The sequence below is a fragment of the Acetobacterium wieringae genome, from assembly GCF_001766835.1.
GTDB lineage: Bacteria > Bacillota > Clostridia > Eubacteriales > Eubacteriaceae > Acetobacterium > Acetobacterium wieringae.
The window spans coordinates 117,391-142,405 of the sequence record NZ_LKEU01000031.1 but is presented as its reverse complement, the minus strand read 5'-3'; the positions used below and the strand labels follow the sequence as shown (position 1 = coordinate 142,405).

Here is a 25,015-nt window from a genome sequence, read left to right as displayed (position 1 = left end):
AAGCGGCTGACGGGGTATAATGGAGTAAAGATCAGTGCCTCATGTTTGCCTGCCAATCGGAGGGAGGAAGGATTTGGATATGAACTGGTTTGCCGCTATTTATTTTAGTTGCTTTATGTATTATCTGATCACCACCATTGTGACCTTGTATCCGTGCAAAAAGAATGGTGCCAGAGGGGTCTTTGGGATGATTTGCCTGAATCTGGCCCTCTGGTCGATGCTGTTGTTCATGATGAGCCTTGCAGATAGCCCCGAGCTGGCCGCTTTTTACCGCTGGGTCATGTGTTTTTGCTGGAACGACCCATTGCCATGGATAGCTACAATCTTCATATCAGCGCCAGCATTGGGATTGCCTGTTTTCCCCAGGATGGTTACTCGCCGGAACTGCTGATTAAAAATGCCGATATTGCGATGTATGAAGCAAAGGAGCAGGGCAAGGGCCAGTTTGTTTTTTATGAGGACAGTCTAAAAGAAGACATCGATGAAAACATGACCTTGAGTAACGATCTCTATTCGGCCATTGATAACAATCAATTTGAACTGGTCTATCAACCGCAGGTGGATGCCACCACCCAGGAGATCAACGGCTTTGAGGCCCTGATCCGCTGGCATCATCCGGAGCGGGGTCTACTGGCGCCAGCAAAATTTATCCCCCTGGCCGAGCGGACCGAGCTCATCATTCCAATTGGTGAATGGGTGATCCGCACCGCCATGGCGCAACAGAAAAAATGGCAGGAGCAAACCGGGAAAAGGCTTCGAATGGCGGTCAATCTTTCCACGAAACAGCTGAAGATGGCCGATTTTGTGAATGTGATCGAGTACGCCCTGCTGGAATTTGACGGTGATCCGGCATCTTTTGAGTTGGAGATTACGGAATCCATTTTCATGGAAGATACGACCCTGATGCTTAATCAGCTCAAACAGATCAAGGACATGGGCATGGCGATTGCCATTGACGATTTCGGAACCGAGTATTCATCGCTCTCCTATCTAAAAAAGCTGCCGATGGATCGGATCAAAATTCCCAAAACCTTTATTGATGGTATCGGTCATAATGAAAAAGATGAAGCGATTATTGTCTCGACCATTGTTTTGGGGCTCAAGTTGGGCTGTCGAACCATTGCCGAAGGGGTTGAAACGGAAAAGCAGCTGCTCTTTCTAAAACAGCACGGCTGCGAGGAAATTCAGGGCTATTATTTTTATCAGCCGATGCAGGCCCCCAAAATTGAGCATGAACTGCTCAATTACTATAAACGAAGCAATGGCTTGATCTGCCTACCAGCCCATAAAATAACGGCAACTTACCAGTATTATATGTAAAGGGCCGGTACTTGTGGGCCGGGGCAAATAGAAAAGCAGCGAAGAACGCTGCTTTTTTCAGGTTGCATTTATGCGTGGGCGCCAATTTTTTTATCCATGCCGGAAATATGTTTGGTCAGCCAGTCAACCACCATCTGGTTAGCGCCAATGATCACGGCGATATTACCGCCGGATTTGTCATATTCGGCCTTGAGTTTGGTCAGTTCATTGACAAAAGCTTTGTGCGCCGCCTGCTGTTCAGCCAGGCCCGGATAGTTGATACTTTTCATATACGCTTCTTCATCGCTGAAATGCTGTTTAGTGTAGCTATCCAGAAAAGAAAGGAGTTCACCAATTTTTTCTTTAGTTTTGCCAGTTTTACCGGCTTCAAAAAGTTCATCGGCCATTTTGAATAATTGTTGATGTTGGGCATCAATGCTGTTCACCCCAACTGATAAATCGTTTGTCCATACAATTGCCATCGTAAACCCTCCTGGTGTAAAAATGTTGTGTGATATATCATGAGTGTCGATAAAAGTCGACATGATAAAATTATAACCCGTATTGCTGGCTAAATCAAGAGTCATTCTAAATAAAAAAACAACGCCGCAATCCTGGGGGAGTGACAGCGTTGTTTTATTAAGACTACCGCCTTACCGCCACGTGTTTGATACGGATGCGGTTGGTGTGGGTATTAAGCGGGGATTACGATTTTAATACTTGTCATTGTCCCAATCATCCAGCTCAATCCGGGGTTCAGGGACGGGGGCTGGTTCCGGTTCAAAGACCGGTTGGGTTGGGGCAGTGTGGCTGCCACTGTTCTTGATGGTAAAGGCGCCCACCATCTGTTTTAGCATTTCGGCCTGGCCGGACAGTTCTTCACTGGCGGCGGCGCTTTGCTCAGCGGTGGCGGAGTTGGTTTGAACCACCTGGGAGACCTGTTCGATGCCTTTGGTAATCTGGGCGATTTCCGAGGCCTGATCGTTTGACGCCCGGGCGATGTTGCCCACCAGGGAGGTGACTTTCTCAATCGCCGAAAGAATCTCGGTCAGACTTTCGGCGGTTTCATCGGCAATTTTTGAACCGATGGCCACCTTGTCGATGGAGCCTTCAATCAGGCCGGTGGTTTCTTTGGCGGCTTCGGCTGACCGGGCGGCCAGGGTTCGTACTTCTTCGGCGACGACGGCAAAGCCTTTGCCGTGTTGTCCGGCCCGGGCGGCTTCAACGGCCGCATTGAGCGCCAGAATATTGGTCTGGAAGGCGATGTCATCAATGACCTTGATAATTTTGGAAATGCTCTGGGAGGAGCTGTTGATATCGACCATCGCCGTGACCATGTTGTTCATCCGGACATTGCCAATTTCAGCGTTGTTGCGGACCTCAATGGAGCGCTGGTTGGCTTCATTGGCCCGGATCGCATTCTGTTTGGTTTCCTGGGCGATTTCGTCGATGGAAGCGGTCAGCTCCTGAATCGCCGAGGCCTGTTCCGTGGCTCCCTGGGCCATCGCCTGACCGCCATCCGAAATCTGCCGGGCGCCACTTTCGACCTGACCGGCGGCATTGTTAATGTCGGCCATGGTGGAACTGAGGTTTTCGGTAATTTCATTAAGCGCCGTTTTAATGGCCTCAAAATCGCCCAGATAGTGGCGGGTTATTTCCTGATTGAGGTTACCTCGGCCAAGTTCTTGCAGCGTTTGGGTTATCTCTTCCACATATTCCTTCAGGAAGGTAATGGTCTGGTTCATATCCTCTTTAATCTGGCCGTGCTGGCCCTTAAAGTCACCCTGCATTTGGGTATGGAGATTCCCCTGGGCCAGTTCCCGGAGGGTGGCTGAAGCGGCCTTGATCGGCTCGATCACCACATCCAGGGTCTGATTAAAGCCTTCGACGACCTTGGCGTATTCACCCTGGAATTTGGTCGCATCCCCCCGGTTATCAAGATCACCGGCGACCGCCATTCGGGTCATGGTCTGGGTTTCGGCGACCAGCAGGGCAATGCTTTCAATCATTAAAATAAAGCTGGGCACCAGGGTGTCGTTGTCGCTGCGTTGGCCGATGGCTTTTAGGCCATCGAGATCGCATAAATTTCCGGCCGCGATGTTGTTGGCAATTTCGACAATATGGACCATCTGTGCGTGAACGCCATTGATGGATTCCCCGATTTCCTGATAAATTCCCTGATAGTGACCGTCAATTTTCTGGGACAGATCATTGGCACAAAGCAGCGCCAGCACTTGATTCCCTTCGGTCAGGGCCCCCAGACCCTCGATACAGGCGTTGATATTGGTTTTTAAGGTATTGAAATCGCCTTTGTATTCGGTGGTGATGGGCGGCGGGATGACCCCGTTGCCAATCCGTTCGATGGCTTTGCTGGCTACCTTCAGGGGTTTGACAAAGGTGTTGATCATGTTGTTGAGGCTGATAATCATATCCTTGAAGGCACCGTTGTAGATGGTGGTATTGCCGCGGTAATTCAGTTGTCCATCCTGGGCAGCCGCACCGATTTTTTTGATGTCATCGCTGACCGCATTCATTGCAGCAACCATATCAAGCAGGGCATAGGCCAGCACATCCTTGTCGGACTGGGGTACAATGGCCACTGCAAAGTCACCTTTTGCTAAACGTTGGGCCGCTTCGGCCTGTTCCCGGCGACTCTCAATGATGGTCGCAAAGGAATCCATCAGGGCGCCAATTTCGTCTTCGCTGCTCGCTGTGATTTCCAGATCCACATCTCCCAGGGCCATCTGATCGGCCAGGCCGGTTAAATCGACAATCGGTTTGGTAATCCGTTTGGCCAGATACCAGGCGGCGGCACCACCCAGCGCCAGCACCAGCAGTGAAATTAATATGGTGATGGTTCGTAAATGGTTCATCGGCGCCAGGACATCACTTTCGTACTGAGCGATGATCAGGTTCCAGTTGGTACCGGGAATCGGAGCGGTGGCCCCGATTTTTTTGTCGCCGTTTAAGGTGTAGTTAAGCATTCCGGATTGTCCGGCGCCCAGTTCCATAAAGGCCCGGCCGAAATCCTTCCAGATGCCGTCATTTTCCATATCGGCAAAAACGTTGGTTTGTTCCAGAATGACAGCATCATCGGGGTGAGCCATAAAGCCGCCCTCGGCACTGACCACAAAGCCGTACTGACGCTCGCCGTCACCCATGGCATTGGTGGTGTCTTTTAAAAAGGTGGGATCCCGACGACCCACCAGCAGGCCGACGACCTGGCCGTTGCTTTTGATTGGGGCCACATCAAAGACCACCGGTTTTAAGGTCACCTTGCTGATGGCCACATCCGAAACAGCGGTCTCGCCTTTAAAGCCGTTTTCATACCAGTACTGTCCGGCGGCATCAAATTCGCCGCCACCAGCCAGATACTTGGCATGGCCGTCTAAATTCATCACGGCAATGTCTTCATAACCCAGGGCTGTCACATCAGCAGCCAGGGCCGCAACCTGGGTATTATAATCCATTGAAGCAATACCACTGCGTTTACTGACCTCATTGAGGGTTTCCAGATTCCCGGCAATAATGGCCGCAACGTGGGAAGCCCCCTCATCGGTGTACTTCTGGGCGTCGGCATTGGCCTGTTCCAGCAGAGCCGCTGAGCCCATGGAGTACGACAAGACACCCAGGGCGATGACAGCCACCGCCAGAATCGCCAGCGTGAAACCCAACAGTCTGGTGGACAGGTGTTTTTTAATCACCCGTCGTTCCCGCAGCCCCGTCAGCCCTGTTAGGGGAGCCGGGTTGTTATCCAGCAGAATTTTTTCTTCGTTCATCTTTTTCCTCTTTTCTTTTTTTTTTGCTTGGCCAGTTTTTAGGGCAGTCACAAGTCCAACCCAGAGGATCGTCACACAACTTGCATGACCGCTGTGATTTACAAAGGACAGGTTTTTTAAATAGTTTGTGAAAAATGATAAAAAATGATTGCCGGAATCCTTAGCGAATCACGAATCATTTCTAAAAACTGTGCAAAAGCCGTATCTATTATATCGATTTTGCCTCGCAATTACCAGCAAAATTGGCTAATGCAGACAATATTTATTTAAGGCCCTGTGTGCTTGTCATATTGACGATTTTGTCACAATCACAAAATATTACACTTGTCAGTCCATCGTAAAACGATTATGATGGGTGAAGAAAATATGAATAATAGAAGAGTTAATTGAATGTAACTCTTTAAGAAAAAATAATAAAGTCGAAATAGGCAACCTTGCCTGTTTCCGGGAGGTCTTATGTCATTACTGAGTCAGAGAATCGGCGAATTAATCAGTGAAAGCGGTGAAACCGTTTTGGCACTGGCAGAAATGGGAAATATCAATCGTACTACCCTGCAGCGGGTCAAGTCGGGCGAACGCTTGCCGACTCGGGCGATGCTAAAAAAGCTGATTCGGGTGTTGCGGCTTTCGCCGACAGAGGCCGCTGAACTGGAAAAGCTCTGGGCGATCGCTCAGGTGGGCGAAGGGATCTATGCCAACCGCCAGAAGATTGTTGAGCTGATCGAAACCATTTCCGAATTAACTGAATACAAAATTCCCTATTCCAAAGAGCTTAAGTCTCGGGATGATAAAAAAGACCCAGATGAGCAGCCCCCGGCCATGCAAATTGTTTGCGGTGAAAAACAGGTGCTGAGTCTGATTGAGAAAAGCATTGATCAGGAATTAAGCAAGCAGGTTAAGCCAACCATAAAACTGACCATTCCCTATACCTTTTCGGCGGTTTATGATTATCTTTTTATGCAGTTGCTGGGCAACAAAAAAACACTCGATCTAGCGGATGTTCTGTGCCTGCGCCGAGAAGCGGGGGACACTGCTGCCGACCCGATGCTGGGGGCGCTAAAACACCTGATCGCCCTGACACTGCTGGACAACGTCAATTATTCATCCTACAGCTATACGCTTGAGACAAACACGGGTGTCAGTGGCCCGGAAATGAGTGCCCTGTTTCCTTATTTTATCATAACATCCACCGTAGTCATCACCATTTCCCGGGATTTAAGTCAGGCGGTGCGCTATCACGATCCGGCCTTTGTGCGTCTCTACAGCGACTGTTTTGCAGAAATTTTGGCCTCGACCCGGCCCTTCATTCTGGAAAGCAATAATCTCTTTGCGGTTTTTGACCTGGATCGAAAATTTAAGGTAGAAATGGTAGTTGAACCGTTGCCATGTATTGCCTATTACACCGATCGAGATCTGCTCGAAGCCAAGCTGAATAAAGACTTTCCTTATTATGAACCCTTGCTGGAGGCAGTTGACCGCTATTTTAATTACTTCCGGCAGGTCAGCACGGGGATGCTGAATGTTTTTTCATTAAAAAACTTAAGGCAGTTTATGGATGATGGCAATCTGGTTTTCCCGGAAGAAATTTATCATCGGCTAACCCCATCAGAACGCCTGATGATTCTACAGCAGGTTCGTGATGATCTTTTTTTTGAGCGTCGACGGCTCTTTGCCGTGGATGATCAAAAACTCTTCTTAAACCAGGCGGTGGAGTTTATCTATGAGAGCTGCGATTGTCTGCGACTGGTGCTACACTATCGTATTGCTGGCCGGATCGTTTATAAAACCATCGAACTCCGGGAAGCTTTGGTCATTGCCGCATTTAAAGAGTTTTTTCTCAGTCTGCCAGACAGCGATTATGTGCTGCCCACTGAGACGACCCTGGCACAACTAGATGCTCTGCTGGCCGAATATGCCCCGGCGGCCGATCCCAATTTAACAAAGCCGCTTGTGATAGTGGCGCAAACCGGGGTATAATAAAGACAAACGGAGCGCAAAGCTCACGGCAGTTTTGTAATGACCTATTTATAAATCCAAACAAGGAGGTAAGCATATGGGCGGCATCCTCTTTCTCTTTCTCGTAGGCATTGCTGGCATTATCCTCTGGCTTTATCTGTCATCCCGGCAAAAAAAAGAGCGTCAGGACCAAAAGCCACAGGTCAAAGTTCCCTGCCGGGACGGCTATATCATCGGTTATTATCAGGGCAACCGCCTAATCGGCCAGCGTTATGTAAACAATTCGCTGGCCTCAACCGGGGTTTTTGTCAATACCATTCAGGTTGGTCCCGGCAAAGAATATTATCCCAATGGTCTCCTTAAATACGAAGGCAACTTTGTCAATGGTCTGGCCTCCGGTCAGGGGAAACTCTACGAAGAAAATGGCAAGCTTAAATACATCGGGAGCTTTGCCAATGGCTACGCCTCAGGTCAGGGACGCATCTTTGACGCTAGTGGCAAACTAAAATGCGAGGGCAATTTTGCCCGGCTGTCTACGAATCAGGAAAACATCAAAGATCCGTCAGTACCCACCGGCCATTGCAAAGAATATTACGATAATGGCCAGCTAAAGTATGAGGGCGAATTTTTAAGCGGTGTCTGGCATGGGGAAGGGCGTTCCTATGATCGCAGCGGCCGACTGGTGCATAAAGGTAAATTTCGCAACGGTAAAGCAGTTGGCTGACAATTGATCGGCAGGTGTCGGCTTATTTAGTTGATGTCAATCGTTTTCACTTGTTAATTGGTCAGGATGATGCTATCATTGAGACAAGAGGTTTTAAAAATTCGGGTATCAGATGACTGACCTGACACCGTTTAAGGGGGAGCGCAGATGTTTATTGCCAGACAACCGATTTTTAACGTGGATCTGGACGTTTATGGATATGAACTGTTGTTTCGGCTCAACAGCCAGTCCAGTCAGTTTGGTGGAATTTCCTCGCAGGGAGCCACCGCAGCGGTGCTCACCGGACTCTATGAAGCGGGAATCGAAAACATCATTGAGAATAAACGGGCTTTTATTAATTTTGACGAAATTTTCATCCATTCCGATGCCCTGGAATTAATTAAACCGGATCAGATGGTGGTGGAAATGCTGGAAAAAATAAAAATTGATGACAGCCTAATCGAACGGATCCGATCAATCAGGGAAAAGGGCTACCAGATTGCCCTGGACGATTTTGAAGAAGCCTTCCAAAGCTACCCGCTGAGTCCCCTGGCCGACATTATCAAGTATGATCTGATGGCCACTCCTCTGGCAACGGTTGCCAGAGATGCCGCCGCTGCGCTGGCTCAGGGCAAGGTGTTACTAGCCGAAAAAGTCGAAACCCGGGATGAGTTTTTACAGGCTTGTGATATGGGCTTTACCCTCTTTCAGGGTTATTTTTTCAGCAAACCTGTGATTGCTGGTCAGTCGGTTAATAAATCGCCGACCAAGTTTCAGTATTTCAGATTGATTGAGGAACTTAAAAAAGAAGACCCTTCCTATGATGCCCTGGCTGAGCTGATTCAACAGGATGTCACCTTGGCCTATCGGGTCATGCGGATGGCCAGTGTCCGATCCAATCACGATCTGGTCAGTTCGATCCGCTATGCGCTGACCTACATGGGCCTTAACGAAATTGAGCGCTGGTTCAATATTCTGATGCTTCAGGATCTGGGCCAGGAAAAACCCGCAGAGTTGATGAAAATCGCGCTGATTCGGAGCCGTTTTGCCCAAACCCTGGCCAAGCGGGCGCTGATGACCTACAACGCCCAGCATGGGGCGGCAATGATGGGGTTGTTTAGCGTCCTCGATGGGATTCTCGACCAGACCATGGATGAAGCACTGGCGGGCATTGCCTTGCCACCGGCCATTCCCGACGCACTGATAAAGGGTGAGGGGGTGCTGTACCCGATTTACCAACTGATGCTGGCCTATGAAAAAGGTGACTGGGCAACCACCCTGAAACGATCGCAGGAGCTAAAAATCGAGGAGTACATTTTGTATCACGATTACCGGGAAGCGATTGCCTGGGCCAATGAAATCATTTTAAACATCGCCTGAAAAATCTTAAGTAGATAACCGATTCAATAAAACATGGCCAGCTGCAGTTGCGCCATTTTTTTGTTGCAATAATTGGCAGCAGATTGAAAACATGTGCAAAAAAATAACAGCCTGGGGGTGTGAAAATTCTTGTTTTTGATGAAACATAGTGTTACAATAAACATATTGAACAGGAACGGACATTTATAATTTTACACCAGTATAAAGAGACCCAGGAGGCCATATGTTTATTGCCAGACAACCGATTTTCAACGCTCAGCTGGACGTGTACGGGTATGAGCTTTTATTTCGGCTTCACAACCACTCGACGCATTTTGGCGGCATGTCGTCCCAGGGGGCAACAGCCATGGTCATCACCGGTCTGTTTGAATCGGGACTGGAAAACCTCGTTGAAGATAAGTTTGCCTTTATTAACTTTGATGAAATATTTATTCATTCCGAAGCTGTGGAGCTGATTGACCCCGAGCGGATGATTGTGGAAATGCTGGAAAACATTGAAGTCAGCCGCAATCTGGTTGAGCGGCTTACGGCTATCAAAGACAAAGGCTACAGCATCGCTCTGGATGATTTTGCCCAGACTTATCAGACCTACCCCCTGACGCCATTGGCGGATATTATCAAGTATGACCTGATGGTCACGCCGCTTGATACCATTACCGATGATGTTCTGGCGGGTCTGGCTCAGGGGAAAACACTGTTGGCTGAAAAGGTGGAGACCCGGGATGAATTTCTAAAAGCGAAGGATTTGGGGTTTACCCTCTTTCAGGGCTTTTTTTTCAGCAAACCGCACATTGCCGGCCGTACCTTCCGGGCCACCCCCTCGCAACTGCAGTATCTGCAGCTGATGACTGAAATAAATGCGGATGAACCCTCCTTTGATCGATTGGCCCAGTTGATCGAACAGGATGTGACCCTGACCTATCGGTTGCTCCGACTGGCCAGTTTTCGGGCTGGCAGTGAATCGATTTGCTCCATCAAGTTTGCCCTAAGCTATATTGGCCTGCGTGAATTTGAACGCTGGATCAGTATTTTAATGATTCATGAAGTCAGTAAAGATAAACCCACCGAACTGATCAAACTATCGCTGATTCGTACCCGCTTTGCCGAGTCACTGGCGAAACGCTCGGGAATGCATGAATGGGAACATGATGCCGCTCTGATGGGACTGTTTAGCGTTTTGGATGCGATTCTTGATCAACCAATGGATGTGGTCTTGGCGGGGATCGCCTTGCCGCAAGCGATTTTAGAGGCCCTGATCAACCAGCAGGGCGTTCTTTTTCCGATTCAGGCCTTGATGGTGGCCTATGAAAAGGGCGAATGGTGTCTGGTCGAAGAATTGGCTCAATTCTTAAAAATAGAGGATTACCACATTTATCACGACTACCGGGAAGCGATTGCCTGGGCGAGTCGCATTGTTTGCAATATTGCCTAGATAAGTGAATTACATAAAAATAAATAAAAAAGAGTACTCACCCGATATGTGGTGTGAGTACTCTTTTTTTATGATCGGTCGCAACCCGATCGTTTAACCATTTTGGATCCGACAAGATTTATAAAAGGGCAAAATATTCTGGCACACAAAATGCCACATCTTGCAATTGGCTCCAACACGGCTATAATAAGAGTGAGAGAGACAAAAAATACAGAAACTGGAGTAGCCGATGACACGTTTTAGTAAAAAAATCGAAGAATTAATTGACGAAAGTGGCGAAACCGTACAATCCCTGGCGGAGATGGGGAAAATCAATCGCACCACGTTGCAGCGGATAAAATCTGGTGAGCGGCTGCCTACTCCTAAAGTTTTTGAATGCTTATGTAAAGCGTTGCGTCTGTCAACGACTGAAATCGAAGAATTGCAGGCCTTGCAAGAAATTACCCAGGTCGGCGAACGGTGTTACTATAATCGTCAAAAAATTGTGGAGCTGATGGCCGTCATCTTTGAACTCACCAGCTATCACATTCCTTTTTCAAAAGAATTAAAAGCTCCGGATTGCGCATTAGTCGGCTCCGGGGAACAAGCAAAAATTCAGATTGTGACTGGATTAGAAGCCGTCCAGAGCGTTATCGAAAACAGCATCGATCGGGAGCTTTTCTGCCAGGAGGAGCCGCATCTGAAACTTTCGATTCCCAGTCATTTTGAACGGGTTTATGCGCATATATTTGAGCAAATGCTGGGAAATGCAAAATACCTGGTTTTGCAGGATGTTCAGTGTTTTCCGGAAGTCAGTGACGAAAGCCTTGCTGATCCGGGCCTTGGTACCCTTAAAACTCTGATAGGTCTGTCGTTGCTTGATAATATTACTTATCACTCCCACTATTATTATCAGGCAGTTGGGAAGAGTCAGGAAATCAATGTGCTGTTTCCCTATTTTATGCTCACATCGGAGGAAGTCATTGTGATTTCCCGGGATTTTTGTCGGGCCATCCGCTATCGCGATTCAGAGCTTTATGATCTCTACCAGAAGGGTTTTGTTACCATCCTTTTGCAGTCCGAGCCCTTTATTGAAGAAAGTCGGGATCTTTTTGCCATCTACTCCTTGGATACGACCTATCGGATCCGTCAGGTTATTGAACCGCTGCCCTGCTTTGCCTACTACGCCACCCACGAGATGGTAGCCGACAAGGTTCGCCGGGAATTGCCCTTCTATGATGATCTGGTATCGGCCACCAATCGCTTTTACGATTATTTTAAAGCGGAAAACCGTGCCATGATCAATGTCTTTTCATTAAACAATCTGGAAACCTTTATGGATACGGGCAATATGTATTTTCCGGAGGAAGTGTGTCATCCCTTTACGCCAGCCGAACGCCTGATGCTGACCAAACAGGTGCGCCAGGATATTGCCGCTGATGCCCGCAAAACCTACGCCTTCGATGAAAAAAAGATTGTCCTTAATTCAGCAGTTGAATTTGTAAATGAAGCAACTCTGGTGCATCTGATCCTGCATTATCAAAAAGCCGATCAGCAGATTTTTAAGACGATTAAATTAAAAGAAGCAAAAATTGTGGCCGCCTTTGACGATTTTTTCTCAAGTCTGCCGGGCAGTCCCTATGTGTTACCCAAAGAAGACACCCTGGCTGCCATGGATCAGCTGATCTTGCGCTATGAAGCCCAGGCATAGTGTTATAAAAAGCACCCGCAAAATTGCGAGTGCTTTTTTAAGGTGCGCCCGGCATGGGCGCAATCTAACGGGTGGAAGTCCCGAGCACGGGTAGGTAGTGCCAAGTGCATAGCTTAAGGCAAGGGTGTCCCCGGCGACGGGGAATCTGAAGGAAGCCAGCGGCAAACTTCCGGTCTGACGAACAGAAATCACATCAGGCATGATCAACTGGGTAAGGTTGCCTAACAAACTGAAGCCCCAAAACTACTCGGAAGTTGATGGTGTAAATGTGGCAGATAGATGGAAGGAAAGATTGCGTTCTTACCCGGGGAGATCTCACGGACGTGCGGAAACAGAGTATGAAGCACGGTTGAAATAAGATTTATCGTGAGAAGTCAGCCGAAGCCATAGTACGGAGACAATCTAGATGTTGAAGGAAGGGCTGAACCAGAGGAGGTGAAGATCAATGAAGATTACTGATGGTGATAAAATAAAACACAGAAAACTTCAAAATGAAGGCGATCTGCAAAAGATATCTGCGGAACAGAAAAGATATGCAGACGTGTGCGAATCACCAAAGATAATTGAAACCGAAATCACCAATACAAGCAAGCAGACGGATGGACTGCTGGAGAAAATTTTAACCCGTGATAATCTGAATCTGGCCTATAAGCAGGTGAAGAAAAACAGGGGTGCAGGTGGATGAACTTCTGCCCTACCTGAAAGAAAACCGGAATGAACTCATTGAAGCCATCCAAAGTGGTAAATACAAACCACAACCCGTCAGACGGGTGGAAATACCCAAAGATAACGGGAAAACACGAAAATTGGGAATCCCAACCGTAGTGGATCGACTGATCCAACAGGCGATCAGCCAGGTATTGACGCCGATATTCGAGCAACAATTCTCAGACAACAGTTATGGATTCAGACCGGGGCGCAGTGCCCAGGGAGCCCTGAAACAAAGCCAGAAAAATATCACCGATGGATATAAATACGTCGTGGATATGGATCTGGAAAGGTACTTTGATACCGTCAATCACAGTCGACTCATTCAGATTATGTCTGAAACCATCAAAGATGGTCGGGTCATCTCCCTGATCAACAAATATTTAAACGCTGGCGTCATGTCAGGCGGTGTGTTCGAGCGAAGCGAGGAAGGCGTGCCGCAGGGCGGTCCACTCAGCCCAATTCTTGGAAATATCATGCTTAATGAAAGTGACAAGGAACTGGAACGCCGTGGACATCGTTTTGTCCGGTATGCGGATGATCTGATGATTTTCTGCAAAAGCCGGAGAGCCGCCGAACGAACCCTTAAGAATATTGCACCGTTTATCGAAGGCAAACTGTTTCTTCAAATAAATCGGGAGAAAACAAAGGTGGCCAACGTCACAAAAGTAAAATTCCTCGGATACGGATTCTATATCTACCGGGGACAGGGAAGATTGCGAGTTCACCCCCAGTGCATTCAGAAGTTGAAGGATAAAATCCGACAGATTACCGGACGCAGTAATGGGATGGGAATTCAGAGACGAAAAGAAAGGCTGCAGCAAATCGTGCGGGGTTGGATCAATTACTTCAAGCTGGCGGATATGAAAAATATCCTCAAACCGCTGGACGAATGGATGAGAAGCCGGATCCGGTTGATTACCTGGAAACGCTGGAAGAAAGTGAAAACCCGCTTTACCAATCTTAAGAAATTGGGCCTGGATAAAGAATTGGCGTGGATGTGGGCAAACACAAGAAAAGGCTATTGGCGAACCGCCCATAGCCCAATCATGATGAGAACCCTGTCAAATGAGCGTCTCAAGCGGGCAGGATATCCCAATTTTTATGATTATTATCTGCAAGTAAATGTGTAAACTCTGGAACCGCCGTATACCGAACGGTACGTACGGTGGTGTGGGAGGTCGGCTGATCAATTAATGGTCAGCCTCCTACCCGATTGCCAGTAAGCAATAAAGATCTAGGAAATCGCCCGCATGATGATAAAGGCCGAATAACCGACATAGCCCAGCATCATGACGGCCCCTTCCCAGCGGCTGATTTTCTTGGAGGTGTACATCATCGGAACGACGATAATCATGGCCGCCAGCAAAATCCACAGATCGGCATAGTTTTCGGTGGCGATTTCAATTGGGAAGATAACCCCGGAAACCCCCATAACAAAGAGGACATTAAAGATATTAGAACCGACAATATTACCAACAGCAATATCGTTTTCGCCCTTCTTAGCTGCTACTACTGAGGTGATCAGCTCCGGCAGGGAGGTGCCGATGGCAACGATGGTTAAACCAATCACGGTTTCAGACATGCCCAGGATGGTGGCAATTTCGATGGCCGCATTAACCACCAGATCGGCGCCAAAAACCACGGCGACAAGACCGCCGATGGTAAAGAGAATACTCTTGGGAACTGGCAGCACAAGTATTTCGCCCTCAGATTCTTCTTTGCCCAGGATGGCAATTTCCACCATCGAATACAGATAGATGGCAAAAAAGAGCAGTAGAATCCAGCCCTCCGAACGGGAAACCACGCTGATCGGGTCACCGTTGATCAGCCCGTCCATCACCATCAGCATTAAGGCAACGGTGGTCAGGATGGCAAAAGGCATCTCTTTAAAAATCGTTTTTGATTTGATGCTGATGGGGGAAATAAAGGCTGAGATACCCAGAATAAAGAGGATGTTGACAATATTGGAACCCACCACATTCCCAAAAACAATCCCATTGGCCTGATTCAGGGATCCGGACACACTGACTGCCAGTTCCGGGGCGCTGGTGCCAAAAGCCACCAGGGTCAAACCGATGACCATACTGGGGATGTTAAAGCGCTTGGCAATGGAAGACGAACCCTCCACAAAAAAATCGGCACCCTTAACTAATAATACGAGGCCGATGATTAAAAAAATAATACTCACAAGAAATCCTCCCTCTAAAAATTACAGATTGCAGAACTGACTATCAAGTTGTCTGCAACAAGGCAGAAATGAACGAAAATAAAGCTCCATTTATGACCCTTATAACAATAACAGCAGATTTGCATCAGGTCAATTTTATTTTACAGAAATTTGTAAAAAATTTACCCGAAACCGTTTAAATCGTAAAAATAAGGCTATACAATGTAACAGAGTGTCATGGTGCTGTAAAATTGATTAAAACGGAGATCCCGGTGCAATCCCAAGTATTCTTTAGCAAAGGGTGCACCTAAACGAAAAAGGAGTGTAGAAATGCAGGTACAACCCTATATTAGTTTTAATGGAAATTGTCAGGAAGCTGTGGAATTCTATGCCGACGTTTTTGGCACTGATCAGGCTGAAATTATATTATTTGATGAAACCCTGCCCGAACCGGGCAATCCTGATCCGGCAGAAAAAGTGACTATTCGTGCGGATCTTGAGACCGATGAACTACGGGTGTCGCTCTCGGATATACCCTCAAAATCACCTGACAATCAAAAAGAAAAGATGACCCTGGTCATTTTCAGTGACGACCTGGATGAGATCAAAGGCCTTTATTATAAATTAAAAGATGGTGGAACCGTCGAAACCGAACTGCAGGAAACCTTCTGGAGCAAGGTTTATGGTTCGCTGGTCGATAAATTTGGGGTAAATTGGCAGTTAAATTATGATGACGGCAGAATGCGTCAAGTGGTATAATGGTGGTAATCTTTGACTAACTTTTCACCATTTGATGAGCGCAACAATTTTTCCATCACGGTGAAAGGCACACGGTATCAATCGTACCGTGTGTTCTTTATGCCAGCGCCAGATAATTTCAGGTTTGACACCAGCCTAACCCGAGAGTATATCAGTGGCATGGTTTACACAAACGCAGTCAGAAGATCGATGCATAAGGGGGAACCATGGAAGTAAAAAAGATATTACCACTGAGTCTGGCCAGTCTCGATGAAGCCAACGTCTTTGTTTCGGAGCTCTTGCAAAAATACAAGTGCCCCAAAACCGATAACATGAAAGCGCAGCTTTTTGTGGAAGAAGCCATTGTTTACTGGAGTGAGCGGGCAAGCGATCAGGCGCATTTTGAGTTGTCGATTCAGAAGCGCTTTAAAACCATTAGCCTAACGCTGAATTACTGGGGTAATCCGGAAAATCCGCTGACCCTGCCGGAAACACCGGAGGGAGAAGCAGTTGACTACAATCGGATCGGACAGAATATCTTAATTGGACTGTCATCGGTAACCTATTCTTACGAAAAGGGCTGTAATAACGTTTCTTATACGCTAAAACAAAAACCATTAAACCCGGCATTGACAACAGCCATCGCCCTGCTTGGTGCGATTCTGACCGGATTTTTCATCCAGATGATGGCGCCTGAGCTGGGCAAGCAAGTGGGTACCGGGATTCTTTCTCCGATTAGCAGTACATTTTTTGGTTTTCTCAACGCCATTGTAATACCGGTGCTGTTTTTTTCCGCCATCGGCAGTATTGTCAATATGGATAACCTGGCCCAAATGAAACGGATTTTCCGCCTGCTGCTGACCTGGTCGATGGCAGTAATTCTTCTGGCTTCAGCGGTTTCTTTGGGAATGGCTCAGATTTTTCTGCTGGGCAACACCGGGTCAGCCAGTCAGGCTGGTCAGGGGGATCTGTGGAACCAGATTGGGGAGATGGTCTTCGGGATTATTCCAGCCAATATTATTCAGCCGTTTATCGATGGCAATACCCTGCAAATCATGTTTCTGGCCATTATTGGTGGCATTGTGATGTTGACCTTAAAGGGCCGCTTTCCGCAAATTACCCGGATTATTACCGAAGCCAATCTGATTTTTTCAACCATCCTGGACGCCGTCTGTGCCCTGATGCCGGTGGTGGTTTTTATCAGTATTTTGAATATGATGATTTCCGGGGAAGGGGCGGCGCTACTGGGAGCCGTTTGGCTGATTGTATTGTTGCTGATTGCTTTTCTGATTATTAATGTGTTCATGCTGTTGAGTGTAGCCGTTTATGAAAAAATAAGCCCTGTGACGTATTTAAAAACAGCAGCACCATTTCTGCTGATTGCCTTCTCAACCGCCAGTTCCAGCGCCACCTTTGTCAGTCATACCGCAACGTCAATTGGCAAGCAGAAAATCCGGGACTACGTCGTCAATTTTTCGATTCCGGTAGGGGTTTTGTTTAACAAGCAGGACGCCATTCCGATGCTGTTATTGACATCCTTGTTTATTGGTAATATTTATGGAATCGGCTTTTCATTGCCGGATACGATTCCGGTCGTGATTCTGTGTATGATTCTTTCGGTGGCGGTGCCACCTTCGCCGGGGATGGGGGCTTTTCTTTTCACCATCGTTTTCAACCTTCTGGGGATTCCTTTGGAAGGGCTGGCACTGGCCGTAACCATCGCCATCTTTCTGGACTATCCGGCCACCACCGGCAACGTCATGACAACCAATATCGGAATGATTCACACGGAACACCGGCTCCGTGCCAGCGAACTAAAAAAGCGCCCGATTTAGGGGCGCTTTTTTGATGGCTTAGGCCAGTCCGTCTTCCATTGCCATGGAAATCGGTTCGGTTTTGCTGGCCCGAAGTTTACGGTAGGTGACGGTATACATTGAAATGGCCAGGATAATTGAGACAACATCGGCCAGCGGTTGGGCCCAGATGATCCCCTGCAGACCAAACAGCGTGGAACCTACAATCAGAATCGGGACAAAGGCTAGACCCTGTCGGCAAATAGTCAGAATCAGCGAAGGGATGGCTTTGCCCAGCGACTGATAGACGGTGGTGACGATAAACTGGAGGCCCAGAAAGGGACTGACCAGCATTTGAATAATCAGCATGGTGGCACCAATGGTGATGACCTCCGGATCATTGATGAAGAAGGTAACAATCGGGGCGGCAAAAAGGATTGCGACGATCATGACCACAGTGCCCATGATCATTCCGACAACCCCGGTGAATTTAATGGCATCATTCATCCGTTTATAGTTCTGCTGGGCGTAATTGTAGCCGATAAAGGGCTGAATACCCATTGCCAGACCCAGTGCCAGCATGACCACAATGGAGAAGACCCGGCCAGAGACACCCAGGGCAGCAATGACGGTATCGCCATATGCGGAGGCAAAGCTGTTTAACATGATCATTGAAAAACTCATCAGAATGTTATTGACAGAGGCCGGAATCCCAATCGCAAAGGTATTTTTGGCGATGGCGCCTTCCATCCGGAAATCCTGGGGGGCGATGGAGAGCACATCACTGTGTTTAAAAATATAGTAGATAAAGTATAATACAGCGCAGGCATTTCCAATCACGGTGGCCCAGGCTGCTCCGGCCACGCCCATGCCCATGGAGAGAATCATAATCGGATCAAGAATGATGTTAACGATGGTTCCGATCATCATCCCGATCATCGATTCTTTGGCTGCGCCAACGGAGCGGACAATCTGGGCCAGTGAATTCTGCAGACTGATGGCGATGGCGCCATAAGCGACAATGGTCAGATAGTCCCGGGCAAAACCGATGGTGTTGGGGCTGGCACCGGCAATGGTCAGAATTGGATCCATAAAGACCAGAAACACCACCATTCCGATCAGGCCCAGGGCGATCGAGCCATAAAAGGCAAAGGAGGAGGTATGCTTGATATCCGCAATCCGGTGCTCCCCCAAGAGCCGGGAAATATAGGAGCCGCCGCCGATGCCAAAAATATTACCAAAGGCCATCAGCAGAAAAAAGATCGGCATGGTCAGGGTAACGGCGGCCACCTGGTTGGCATCACCGGTTTGACCGACAAAATAGGTATCGGCCATGTTGTAGACAATCGTCACCAGCATACTTAGCATGGTGGGAATGGCCAGGGTCATCACCGCCTTGGGGATGGGGTACTTTTCAAATAAATCGTTTTTCATAAAAATAATTCCTTTCTGTGAATCATTGGTTGGTAATGTTTTCTAAAATTTGATGCAGGAGCGACTCCAGCAGGTCGAGATGTTCAGGTGAGATGCCCCGGAGGGTCTCAGTTTCCAGACGGGTGATCTCGGTACAAACCAGCGACTCCAGTTCCAGACCCTTTTTTGTCAGCTCCAGATAATTAATCCGGCGATCCAAAGGATCGGGTCGGCGCTGGATAAAATCTTTTTCCACCAGCCGCTTGACGATCCCGGTAACGGTGGGACCTTTGAGGCGAAAAGCTTCTTCAATCATCTTCTGGTTGATTGCCTGACCCTGATGGTGTAGCAAAAACATAATCACCGAAAATTGGGACGAGGTCAGATCCCATTGTTTTAACGAATGATTGAAGCGCATTTCCATAATGTTATTCAATTGTTTAACAAAGCCACCAAAATTAAATTGATCTGTTTTCATCACGTCTCCATTACTTAGCATGCTATCTATTTTATCGGAAGAAATTTTAATTGTCAAGTCAACATTTTAACGAATCGTTTGCACAAAATAGCAGATGTTTAAAATTAAGAATCGATATCGATAAAATAGATCTGCTGCCAATTAAAGCACCTTGACAAGATCCCGGGTTAACGTGGTAAAATAAGGAAATTAAATCAATTTACGATTGCCGCAAAACAGGTGGGTTAGTAATTGAGAAGCGTGAAGTGGAGGGCATCATAATTGGCTGGAAAATATGAATTTTCCTGGGAGTTACTGGGAGATATTGGTGTAGGACGTCCAAATTTGGGGAATACCACCCGGGTTGAGGTGTATCGACTGATGCAATTTACCTTCAGAGACATCATCGAAAAACATGTTGGGGTTGAGGAAACCGATCAAATTTTTTATGAGGCTGGACAATTGGCTGGTAATGCCTTCTATCAGCATATGATTACGAAAACCGATGATCTCAATCATTTTGTTAGTCAGCTTAAAACGGTGCTGAAAGACCTGGGTATGGGTATTTTGCGGGTGGAAGAAGCGGATATGGAAAAAGGTGAACTGATTTTGACGGTTTCCGAAGATCTCGATTGCTCCGGCTTGCCGGAGGATAGTTACGAGATCTGTACCTATGATGAAGGGTTTATCTCGGCCCTGCTGGAAAATTTTTCTGGTAAACCTTTTGTTGTTAAAGAGATCGACTGCTGGTGCACTGGGGATCGCACTTGTCGTTTCCATGCCAAAGCAATCGAGCAATAAGACATAATTAGCCAGCTATAGCATGAAGGGAGCTGACAAAACAGCAATGATCAGTAAAGACGCACGATCCATTTTAGAATATTTTAAAGCCCTGTTAAATGACCTTCGAGTCAGCGTAATTCCCCCTGAAAACATCAGCAACGATGACTCTTTTTTAGAAATTGATCAAACCATCAAAACCATCAGGAATTCGGCAACAGCTCTTGGCAACGGAAATCTGTCTGAGGATATCAACGGCCGGGGTTACGTGCTGGGGTCTTTAAAAAACCTTCAGGCTTCGCTTAGGAATTTGACCTGGATCACCAAAACCATTGCGTCAGGCGACTTTTCTCAGCGGGTTCATTTTCTTGGCGATTTTTCCGAGGCCTTTAACAGCATGACCGAAAAACTGGAGTCGTCCATTCATGAACTGGAAGAAGCCCGTTCTCATTTCGAAATGGTGTTTCAGACTATTCCCGATGCCACCGTGATTACCAAAGTCGCCGATGGTACCCTGATTGCCTATAACCGGGCTTTTATGGAAGCCACAAAATTTACCGATGCGGATTTAACCGTCGGTTCATTTAACATCCGTGATCTCTACATTGATGAAAGCCAACGGGAAACCTTTATCAAAACCCTTGAAGCCAATGGTTTTGTTGAGAATTTGGAGATCTGTTTTTATGGCAAGAATAATGAACGACATATTGGTCTGGTTTCATCGAAAAGAATCATCATTGACGGGGCTCCCCACGCTCTCAGCGTAATCCGGGATATCACTCAACTCAAGGCCATTGAAGCGAAACTGCAGCAGAGTGAAGAGCGCCACCGGTTGCTGGCAGACAATGCAGCAGATGTCATCTGGACCATGGATCTGACCGGGCGTTTCACCTACATTAGCCCTTCGGTGGAAAAACTCCGGGGCTATACGGTTGAAGAAGTCATGGCTCAGTCCCAGGAAGAAGTCTTATGTCCAGGATCACTGGTTCAGATGCATGAGGGGTTGGCTCGGGCCATTAATTCGGTTCAGAATGGTCTGCCTTTTCAAGTCTATCGCGGGGAATTGGAACAACCCTGCAAAGATGGCACCACGGTTTGGACTGAAGCGACTGTTTCCGGAATATACAGCGAAGATGGACGCTTTGTCGGGATGTTGGGGGTTACCCGGGATATCAGCGAACGAAAACTAATGGAGGAAGAAATAAGACGGCTGTCAATTACCGATAAGCTGACCCAGAGCTTCAACCGTTTAAAGCTGGATGAGACCCTGGAACATCACAACAAATGGGCCCAAAACGGCTCAGCTCCTTTTGCGATTATCATTCTGGATATTGACCACTTCAAACTTGTCAACGATACCTATGGCCATCAGGTCGGGGATCGGGTTTTAATCGAGCTGGTTGGACTCCTCTACGAAACGGTCCGGCATGGCGATGTGGTGGGGCGCTGGGGCGGCGAAGAGTTTTTGATTATTCTGCCGGATACTAGCCTGATGGACGCCGCCAGGTTGGCCGAACGGCTGCGCCAGGCAGTTGCTAACCATTCTTTTGCAACTGCGGGAGCGGTGACAATCAGTCTTGGGGTATCAGCTTACAAAAATGATACCGCTCCGGAGTCCATCGTTTCCCGGGCCGATAGGGCCCTCTATCTGGCCAAGGAAAAGGGCCGCAATCGTGTTGAAGTATGCTAGTTTTTTCGGAGGGATCAATGCCAAACCATGAACTCAGTTATCGCAGCAACTTATTAAAATCAGCTAAAGCTGTCATCCATGTAAGCGTGCTCCTGATTTGGATGTTTGCAACCGGGATACTGTTTGGGCCAACTTTTTTTGTCTGCGCCGAGGACGAAAAGTCGGTGCTTTTTATCAGCTCCTACAGTGAAAGCTTTGTCTCGGTTCCTGACCAGATAACGGGCATCCGATCGGTATTTGACGAACAAAAGATCAAACTGGAAATTGAATATATGGATACCAAACGCCTCGATACTCCGGAGAACAAAGAGGTTTTTTATCAGAGTCTGAAATTCAAATTGGCCCAGCTGCCACCCTATGATGCGGTGATTGTAGGAGATGACAATGCCCTTCAGTTTGCCCTCGACCATCAGGCCGAATTGTTTTCTCAGATCCCGATTGTTTTTCTTGGTGTAAACGATGAAACCCGGGCCCGACAAGCTGCGGCCGATCCTTACATCACCGGTATTATTGAGCGGATCTCGATAAAAGAAACGCTGGAGATCGCCCGGGTCTTTAACCCCCGGGCTACCAAGGTAGTAGGGATTGCCGATGAAACTCTGACTGGTCAGGGCAACCGTCAGCAGTTTAAATCCTTACGCCAGAGCTTTCCGGAACTGACCTTTTCCACCCTCAATACGCCCAACTACAGCTTTGATGAGCTGGGGACAGAACTGGAGAAATTGGGGGATGACACCATTTTACTATTTTTGGATATGAACCCGGACAAGACCGGGGCTTACATGGAGTTTGAAAAAGCGGCAGCTTTTCTGAACCAGCATACCCAGATCCCCGTTTATCGGGCTTCGGTGGGAGGCGTCGGTTATGGACTGATCGGCGGAAAAATGGTGGATTATCAGGCCCTGGGCAAAACAGCGGCCGAATTGGTCAGCGACATTTTGGCAGGAACCCCGGTCGCATCCATCCCAATGGTTGAAGAGACCCCCTATTTTTACATCTTCGATTATGAATTGATCAAGCACTATCAGATTCCGGATCACCTGATTCCGACTGATGCGGTGCTGATTAATAAAACCGAACATCCACTGGATAAATATCGCAACCTGATTTGGGCCACTGCCATTATTGTCAGCTTTCTGACCTTGGTAACGCTTTTATTAATTTATGATAATCTGAAGCGCCGAAACATCCAAAAAGCCCTGGTGGCCAGCAATGCTAAGCTTACAGCGACGTACAAAGAACTGGAAACGGTGGAAGGAACCCTGCGGCGGCAATATGAAGTGATGGCCGAGCATGACCGGGAAGTCGGCGAACTGAATCAGAAGTTTGAGCTGGCCATTGAGGGCACCAACAGTGCGGTCTGGGAGGTAGATCTCACGTCCAAAACGGTTTCTTTTGCTGGGGACTGCTCCCGGATTATCAATCGAATCCTCAGTAACCATTGTCATGTCCACTATTGGATGGATGTCGTTCTGGAGGCCAGTCATCGTGAGCGTTTGATTACAGAGGTCAGCAATTACCTTCTGGGTAAATCAGCCCAGATCAATATTCAGGTACTGACGGCGGGCGACGACACACAGCAAAAATGGTTGCTGATCCGTGGCAAAGGGATCAAATCGGCAGACGGCAATTTCTGCAAGCTGCACGGGATCTTGCTGGACAATACTAAATTCAAACTTCAGGAAGAACAGATAAGGCATCTGGCCCGACATGATTTTTTAACCCAGCTGCCCAACCGGATGAGCTTTCTGGTGCAACTGGAAAAAGAACTGGCGGCTGGCCATACCGGGGCGGTGCTGCTCCTGGATATTGATAATTTTAAAAGTATCAATGACACCCTGGGCCATCTCTTTGGGGATCAATTGCTCAAGCTGATTGCCTGCCGGTTGCAGTCAATCGCTGACGAGAACATGATGGTGGGTCGGCTCGGCGGTGATGAATTTCTGATCCTGATCACCAATAAATGCCATCAGGCCGATATTGAAGCCTATGCCAATAAGATTTTGAGCGCTTTCGATGAAGCCTTCCGGCTCGACAGCCGGGAAGTTTTTGTCAGTATCAGCATGGGTATTTCCTGCTATCCCTATGATAGCAGTGCGATGGATCAGCTGATTATGAATGCCGATACAGCCATGTACGAGGTTAAGAACCGGGGCAAAAATCACTATATGTATTATCATCAGGAATTGAAAAAGGCCATGAGCCGTAAAATCGAAATTGAAGCGATGCTCAGAGCGGCATTAAAGAGCGACGGTTTTAAACTGGTCTATCAGCCCCAGGTGGATTTGGACAGTGGTCAGATCAGCGGCTTTGAAGCCCTGCTCCGATTCAAAGAAAGCCGCCTCGGTCCGGACCAGTTTATTCCGGTAGCCGAAGAAACCGGCCTGATCAGTGAGATCGGCCGCTGGGTGATCCGGGAAGCGGTGGCCCAGATTGCCCGCTGGCGCAATCAGGGACTGGCGGAAAAACCGGTAGCCATCAATTTTTCCAATCGTCAGTTGCAGGACAAAGAGTATGTTGGCTATATCATCACACTGCTGCATCAGCATCATGTCGAGCCCCGGTTTATTGAGATTGAGATTACCGAAAGCATCTTGATGGAAAACGATGGCCAGACGAAGGAGTTTCTAAAAGGGCTTAAAGATGCCGGGCTGGCAGTGGCCCTAGATGATTTTGGCACCGGTTATTCATCGCTGAATTGTCTGACATATCTGCCGGTCAACAAAATAAAACTGGATAAATCAATCAGTGATCAGTTTTTACAGGGCAACCGGATCAAGGTGATAGAAAGCCTGATCCTGCTGGCTCACAGTCTCAATTTAAAAATCATGGCGGAGGGTATTGAAGAGTGGGACAAAGTTGCCGTTCTCAAAAACAGTGACTGTGATGGAATTCAGGGCTATGTTTTCAGTAAACCGCTGGAACCGGCCGAAATCGCCGTGATTTACAACCACAATCTACTCACCAAGCCGCTACAATAAAAATCCCCGCAGCATCACTTGAGATGCGACGGGGATTTTGTCGGTA

The 25,015-nt window shown here is 47.7% G+C and carries 17 protein-coding genes and 1 pseudogene; 13 read left to right on the top strand and 5 right to left on the bottom strand.

All coding sequences use genetic code 11. The features are described 5' to 3' along the window. Positions 1-73: 73 nt before the first annotated feature. Together ACWI_RS19035 and ACWI_RS10985 are read left to right on the top strand one after the other, a co-directional pair. Positions 74-391, top strand: coding sequence for a hypothetical protein (locus ACWI_RS19035; protein ID WP_175440941.1), 318 nt, complete (start codon positions 74-76; stop codon positions 389-391). Then, on the top strand, positions 310-1,320 hold the full coding sequence (locus ACWI_RS10985) for a putative bifunctional diguanylate cyclase/phosphodiesterase (RefSeq protein ID WP_175440940.1): 1,011 nt from the start codon (positions 310-312) through the stop codon (positions 1,318-1,320). Before ACWI_RS19035 ends, ACWI_RS10985 begins: the two co-directional genes overlap by 82 nt. Before the next feature lie 68 nt (positions 1,321-1,388). Here ACWI_RS10985 and ACWI_RS10980 read toward each other — a convergent pair whose 3' ends face one another. Then, positions 1,389-1,781, bottom strand: coding sequence for a bacteriohemerythrin (locus ACWI_RS10980; protein WP_070371480.1), 393 nt, complete (start codon positions 1,779-1,781; stop codon positions 1,389-1,391). Between the two features lie 231 nt (positions 1,782-2,012). Continuing rightward, positions 2,013-5,078, bottom strand: coding sequence for a methyl-accepting chemotaxis protein (locus ACWI_RS10975; protein WP_070371479.1), 3,066 nt, complete (start codon positions 5,076-5,078; stop codon positions 2,013-2,015). A 456-nt stretch (positions 5,079-5,534) separates the two neighbouring features. On the opposite strand from ACWI_RS10975, the gene ACWI_RS10970 reads away from it, so the two are divergent. From ACWI_RS10970 to ltrA, 6 genes and pseudogenes are all read left to right on the top strand, one after another. Next, positions 5,535-7,055 (top strand): helix-turn-helix domain-containing protein, encoded by a 1,521-nt coding sequence (locus ACWI_RS10970; RefSeq protein WP_070371478.1) that lies wholly within the window; start codon positions 5,535-5,537, stop codon positions 7,053-7,055. Between the two features lie 76 nt (positions 7,056-7,131). Beyond that, the gene (locus tag ACWI_RS10965; protein WP_070371477.1) at positions 7,132-7,758 is read left to right on the top strand and encodes a toxin-antitoxin system YwqK family antitoxin; all 627 of its coding nucleotides are present in this window, start codon (positions 7,132-7,134) and stop codon (positions 7,756-7,758) included. Between the two features lie 147 nt (positions 7,759-7,905). After that, a complete protein-coding gene (locus ACWI_RS10960) occupies positions 7,906-9,117 on the top strand; it encodes an EAL and HDOD domain-containing protein (protein ID WP_070371476.1) in 1,212 nt (403 codons plus the stop codon). Between the two features lie 223 nt (positions 9,118-9,340). Next, a complete protein-coding gene (locus ACWI_RS10955; RefSeq protein WP_070371475.1) occupies positions 9,341-10,549 on the top strand; it encodes an EAL and HDOD domain-containing protein in 1,209 nt (402 codons plus the stop codon). A gap of 229 nt (positions 10,550-10,778) precedes the next feature. Next, positions 10,779-12,239: a helix-turn-helix domain-containing protein gene (locus tag ACWI_RS10950; protein WP_070371474.1), complete on the top strand. Its 1,461-nt coding sequence runs from the start codon at positions 10,779-10,781 to the stop codon at positions 12,237-12,239. A 445-nt stretch (positions 12,240-12,684) separates the two neighbouring features. Further along, positions 12,685-14,080, top strand: a pseudogene (ltrA, locus tag ACWI_RS10945) (group II intron reverse transcriptase/maturase). Positions 14,081-14,184: 104 nt separating this feature from the next. Here ltrA and ACWI_RS10940 read toward each other — a convergent pair. Next, positions 14,185-15,138, bottom strand: a complete 954-nt coding sequence (locus ACWI_RS10940; RefSeq protein WP_070371473.1) for a calcium/sodium antiporter — start codon at positions 15,136-15,138, stop codon at positions 14,185-14,187. Between the two features lie 309 nt (positions 15,139-15,447). Between ACWI_RS10940 and ACWI_RS10935 the strand changes: the two genes are divergently transcribed. Together ACWI_RS10935 and ACWI_RS10930 are read left to right on the top strand one after the other, a co-directional pair. Further along, the gene (locus ACWI_RS10935) at positions 15,448-15,876 is read left to right on the top strand and encodes a VOC family protein (RefSeq protein WP_070371472.1); all 429 of its coding nucleotides are present in this window, start codon (positions 15,448-15,450) and stop codon (positions 15,874-15,876) included. 206 nt (positions 15,877-16,082) lie between these two features. Next, positions 16,083-17,690, top strand: a complete 1,608-nt coding sequence (locus ACWI_RS10930; RefSeq protein ID WP_070371471.1) for a dicarboxylate/amino acid:cation symporter — start codon at positions 16,083-16,085, stop codon at positions 17,688-17,690. 18 nt (positions 17,691-17,708) lie between these two features. Here the strand turns inward: ACWI_RS10930 and ACWI_RS10925 are convergent, their stop codons facing one another. Both ACWI_RS10925 and ACWI_RS10920 read right to left on the bottom strand, forming a co-directional pair. Beyond that, entirely contained in the window at positions 17,709-19,082 is a 1,374-nt protein-coding gene (locus tag ACWI_RS10925; RefSeq protein ID WP_070371470.1) for an MATE family efflux transporter, read from the bottom strand. 22 nt (positions 19,083-19,104) lie between these two features. Continuing rightward, the gene (locus ACWI_RS10920; protein WP_070371469.1) at positions 19,105-19,539 is read right to left on the bottom strand and encodes a MarR family winged helix-turn-helix transcriptional regulator; all 435 of its coding nucleotides are present in this window, start codon (positions 19,537-19,539) and stop codon (positions 19,105-19,107) included. A 261-nt stretch (positions 19,540-19,800) separates the two neighbouring features. Between ACWI_RS10920 and ACWI_RS10915 the strand changes: the two genes are divergently transcribed. Genes ACWI_RS10915 through ACWI_RS10905 form a run of 3 tightly spaced genes read left to right on the top strand, consistent with a single transcriptional unit; the run spans position 19,801 to position 24,969 of the window. Beyond that, entirely contained in the window at positions 19,801-20,319 is a 519-nt protein-coding gene (locus ACWI_RS10915) for a V4R domain-containing protein (protein WP_070371468.1), read from the top strand. Positions 20,320-20,365: 46 nt separating this feature from the next. Beyond that, positions 20,366-21,988: a sensor domain-containing diguanylate cyclase gene (locus ACWI_RS10910; protein ID WP_070371467.1), complete on the top strand. Its 1,623-nt coding sequence runs from the start codon at positions 20,366-20,368 to the stop codon at positions 21,986-21,988. 17 nt (positions 21,989-22,005) lie between these two features. Then, positions 22,006-24,969: an ABC transporter substrate binding protein gene (locus ACWI_RS10905; RefSeq protein ID WP_175440939.1), complete on the top strand. Its 2,964-nt coding sequence runs from the start codon at positions 22,006-22,008 to the stop codon at positions 24,967-24,969. Positions 24,970-25,015 lie beyond the last annotated feature (46 nt).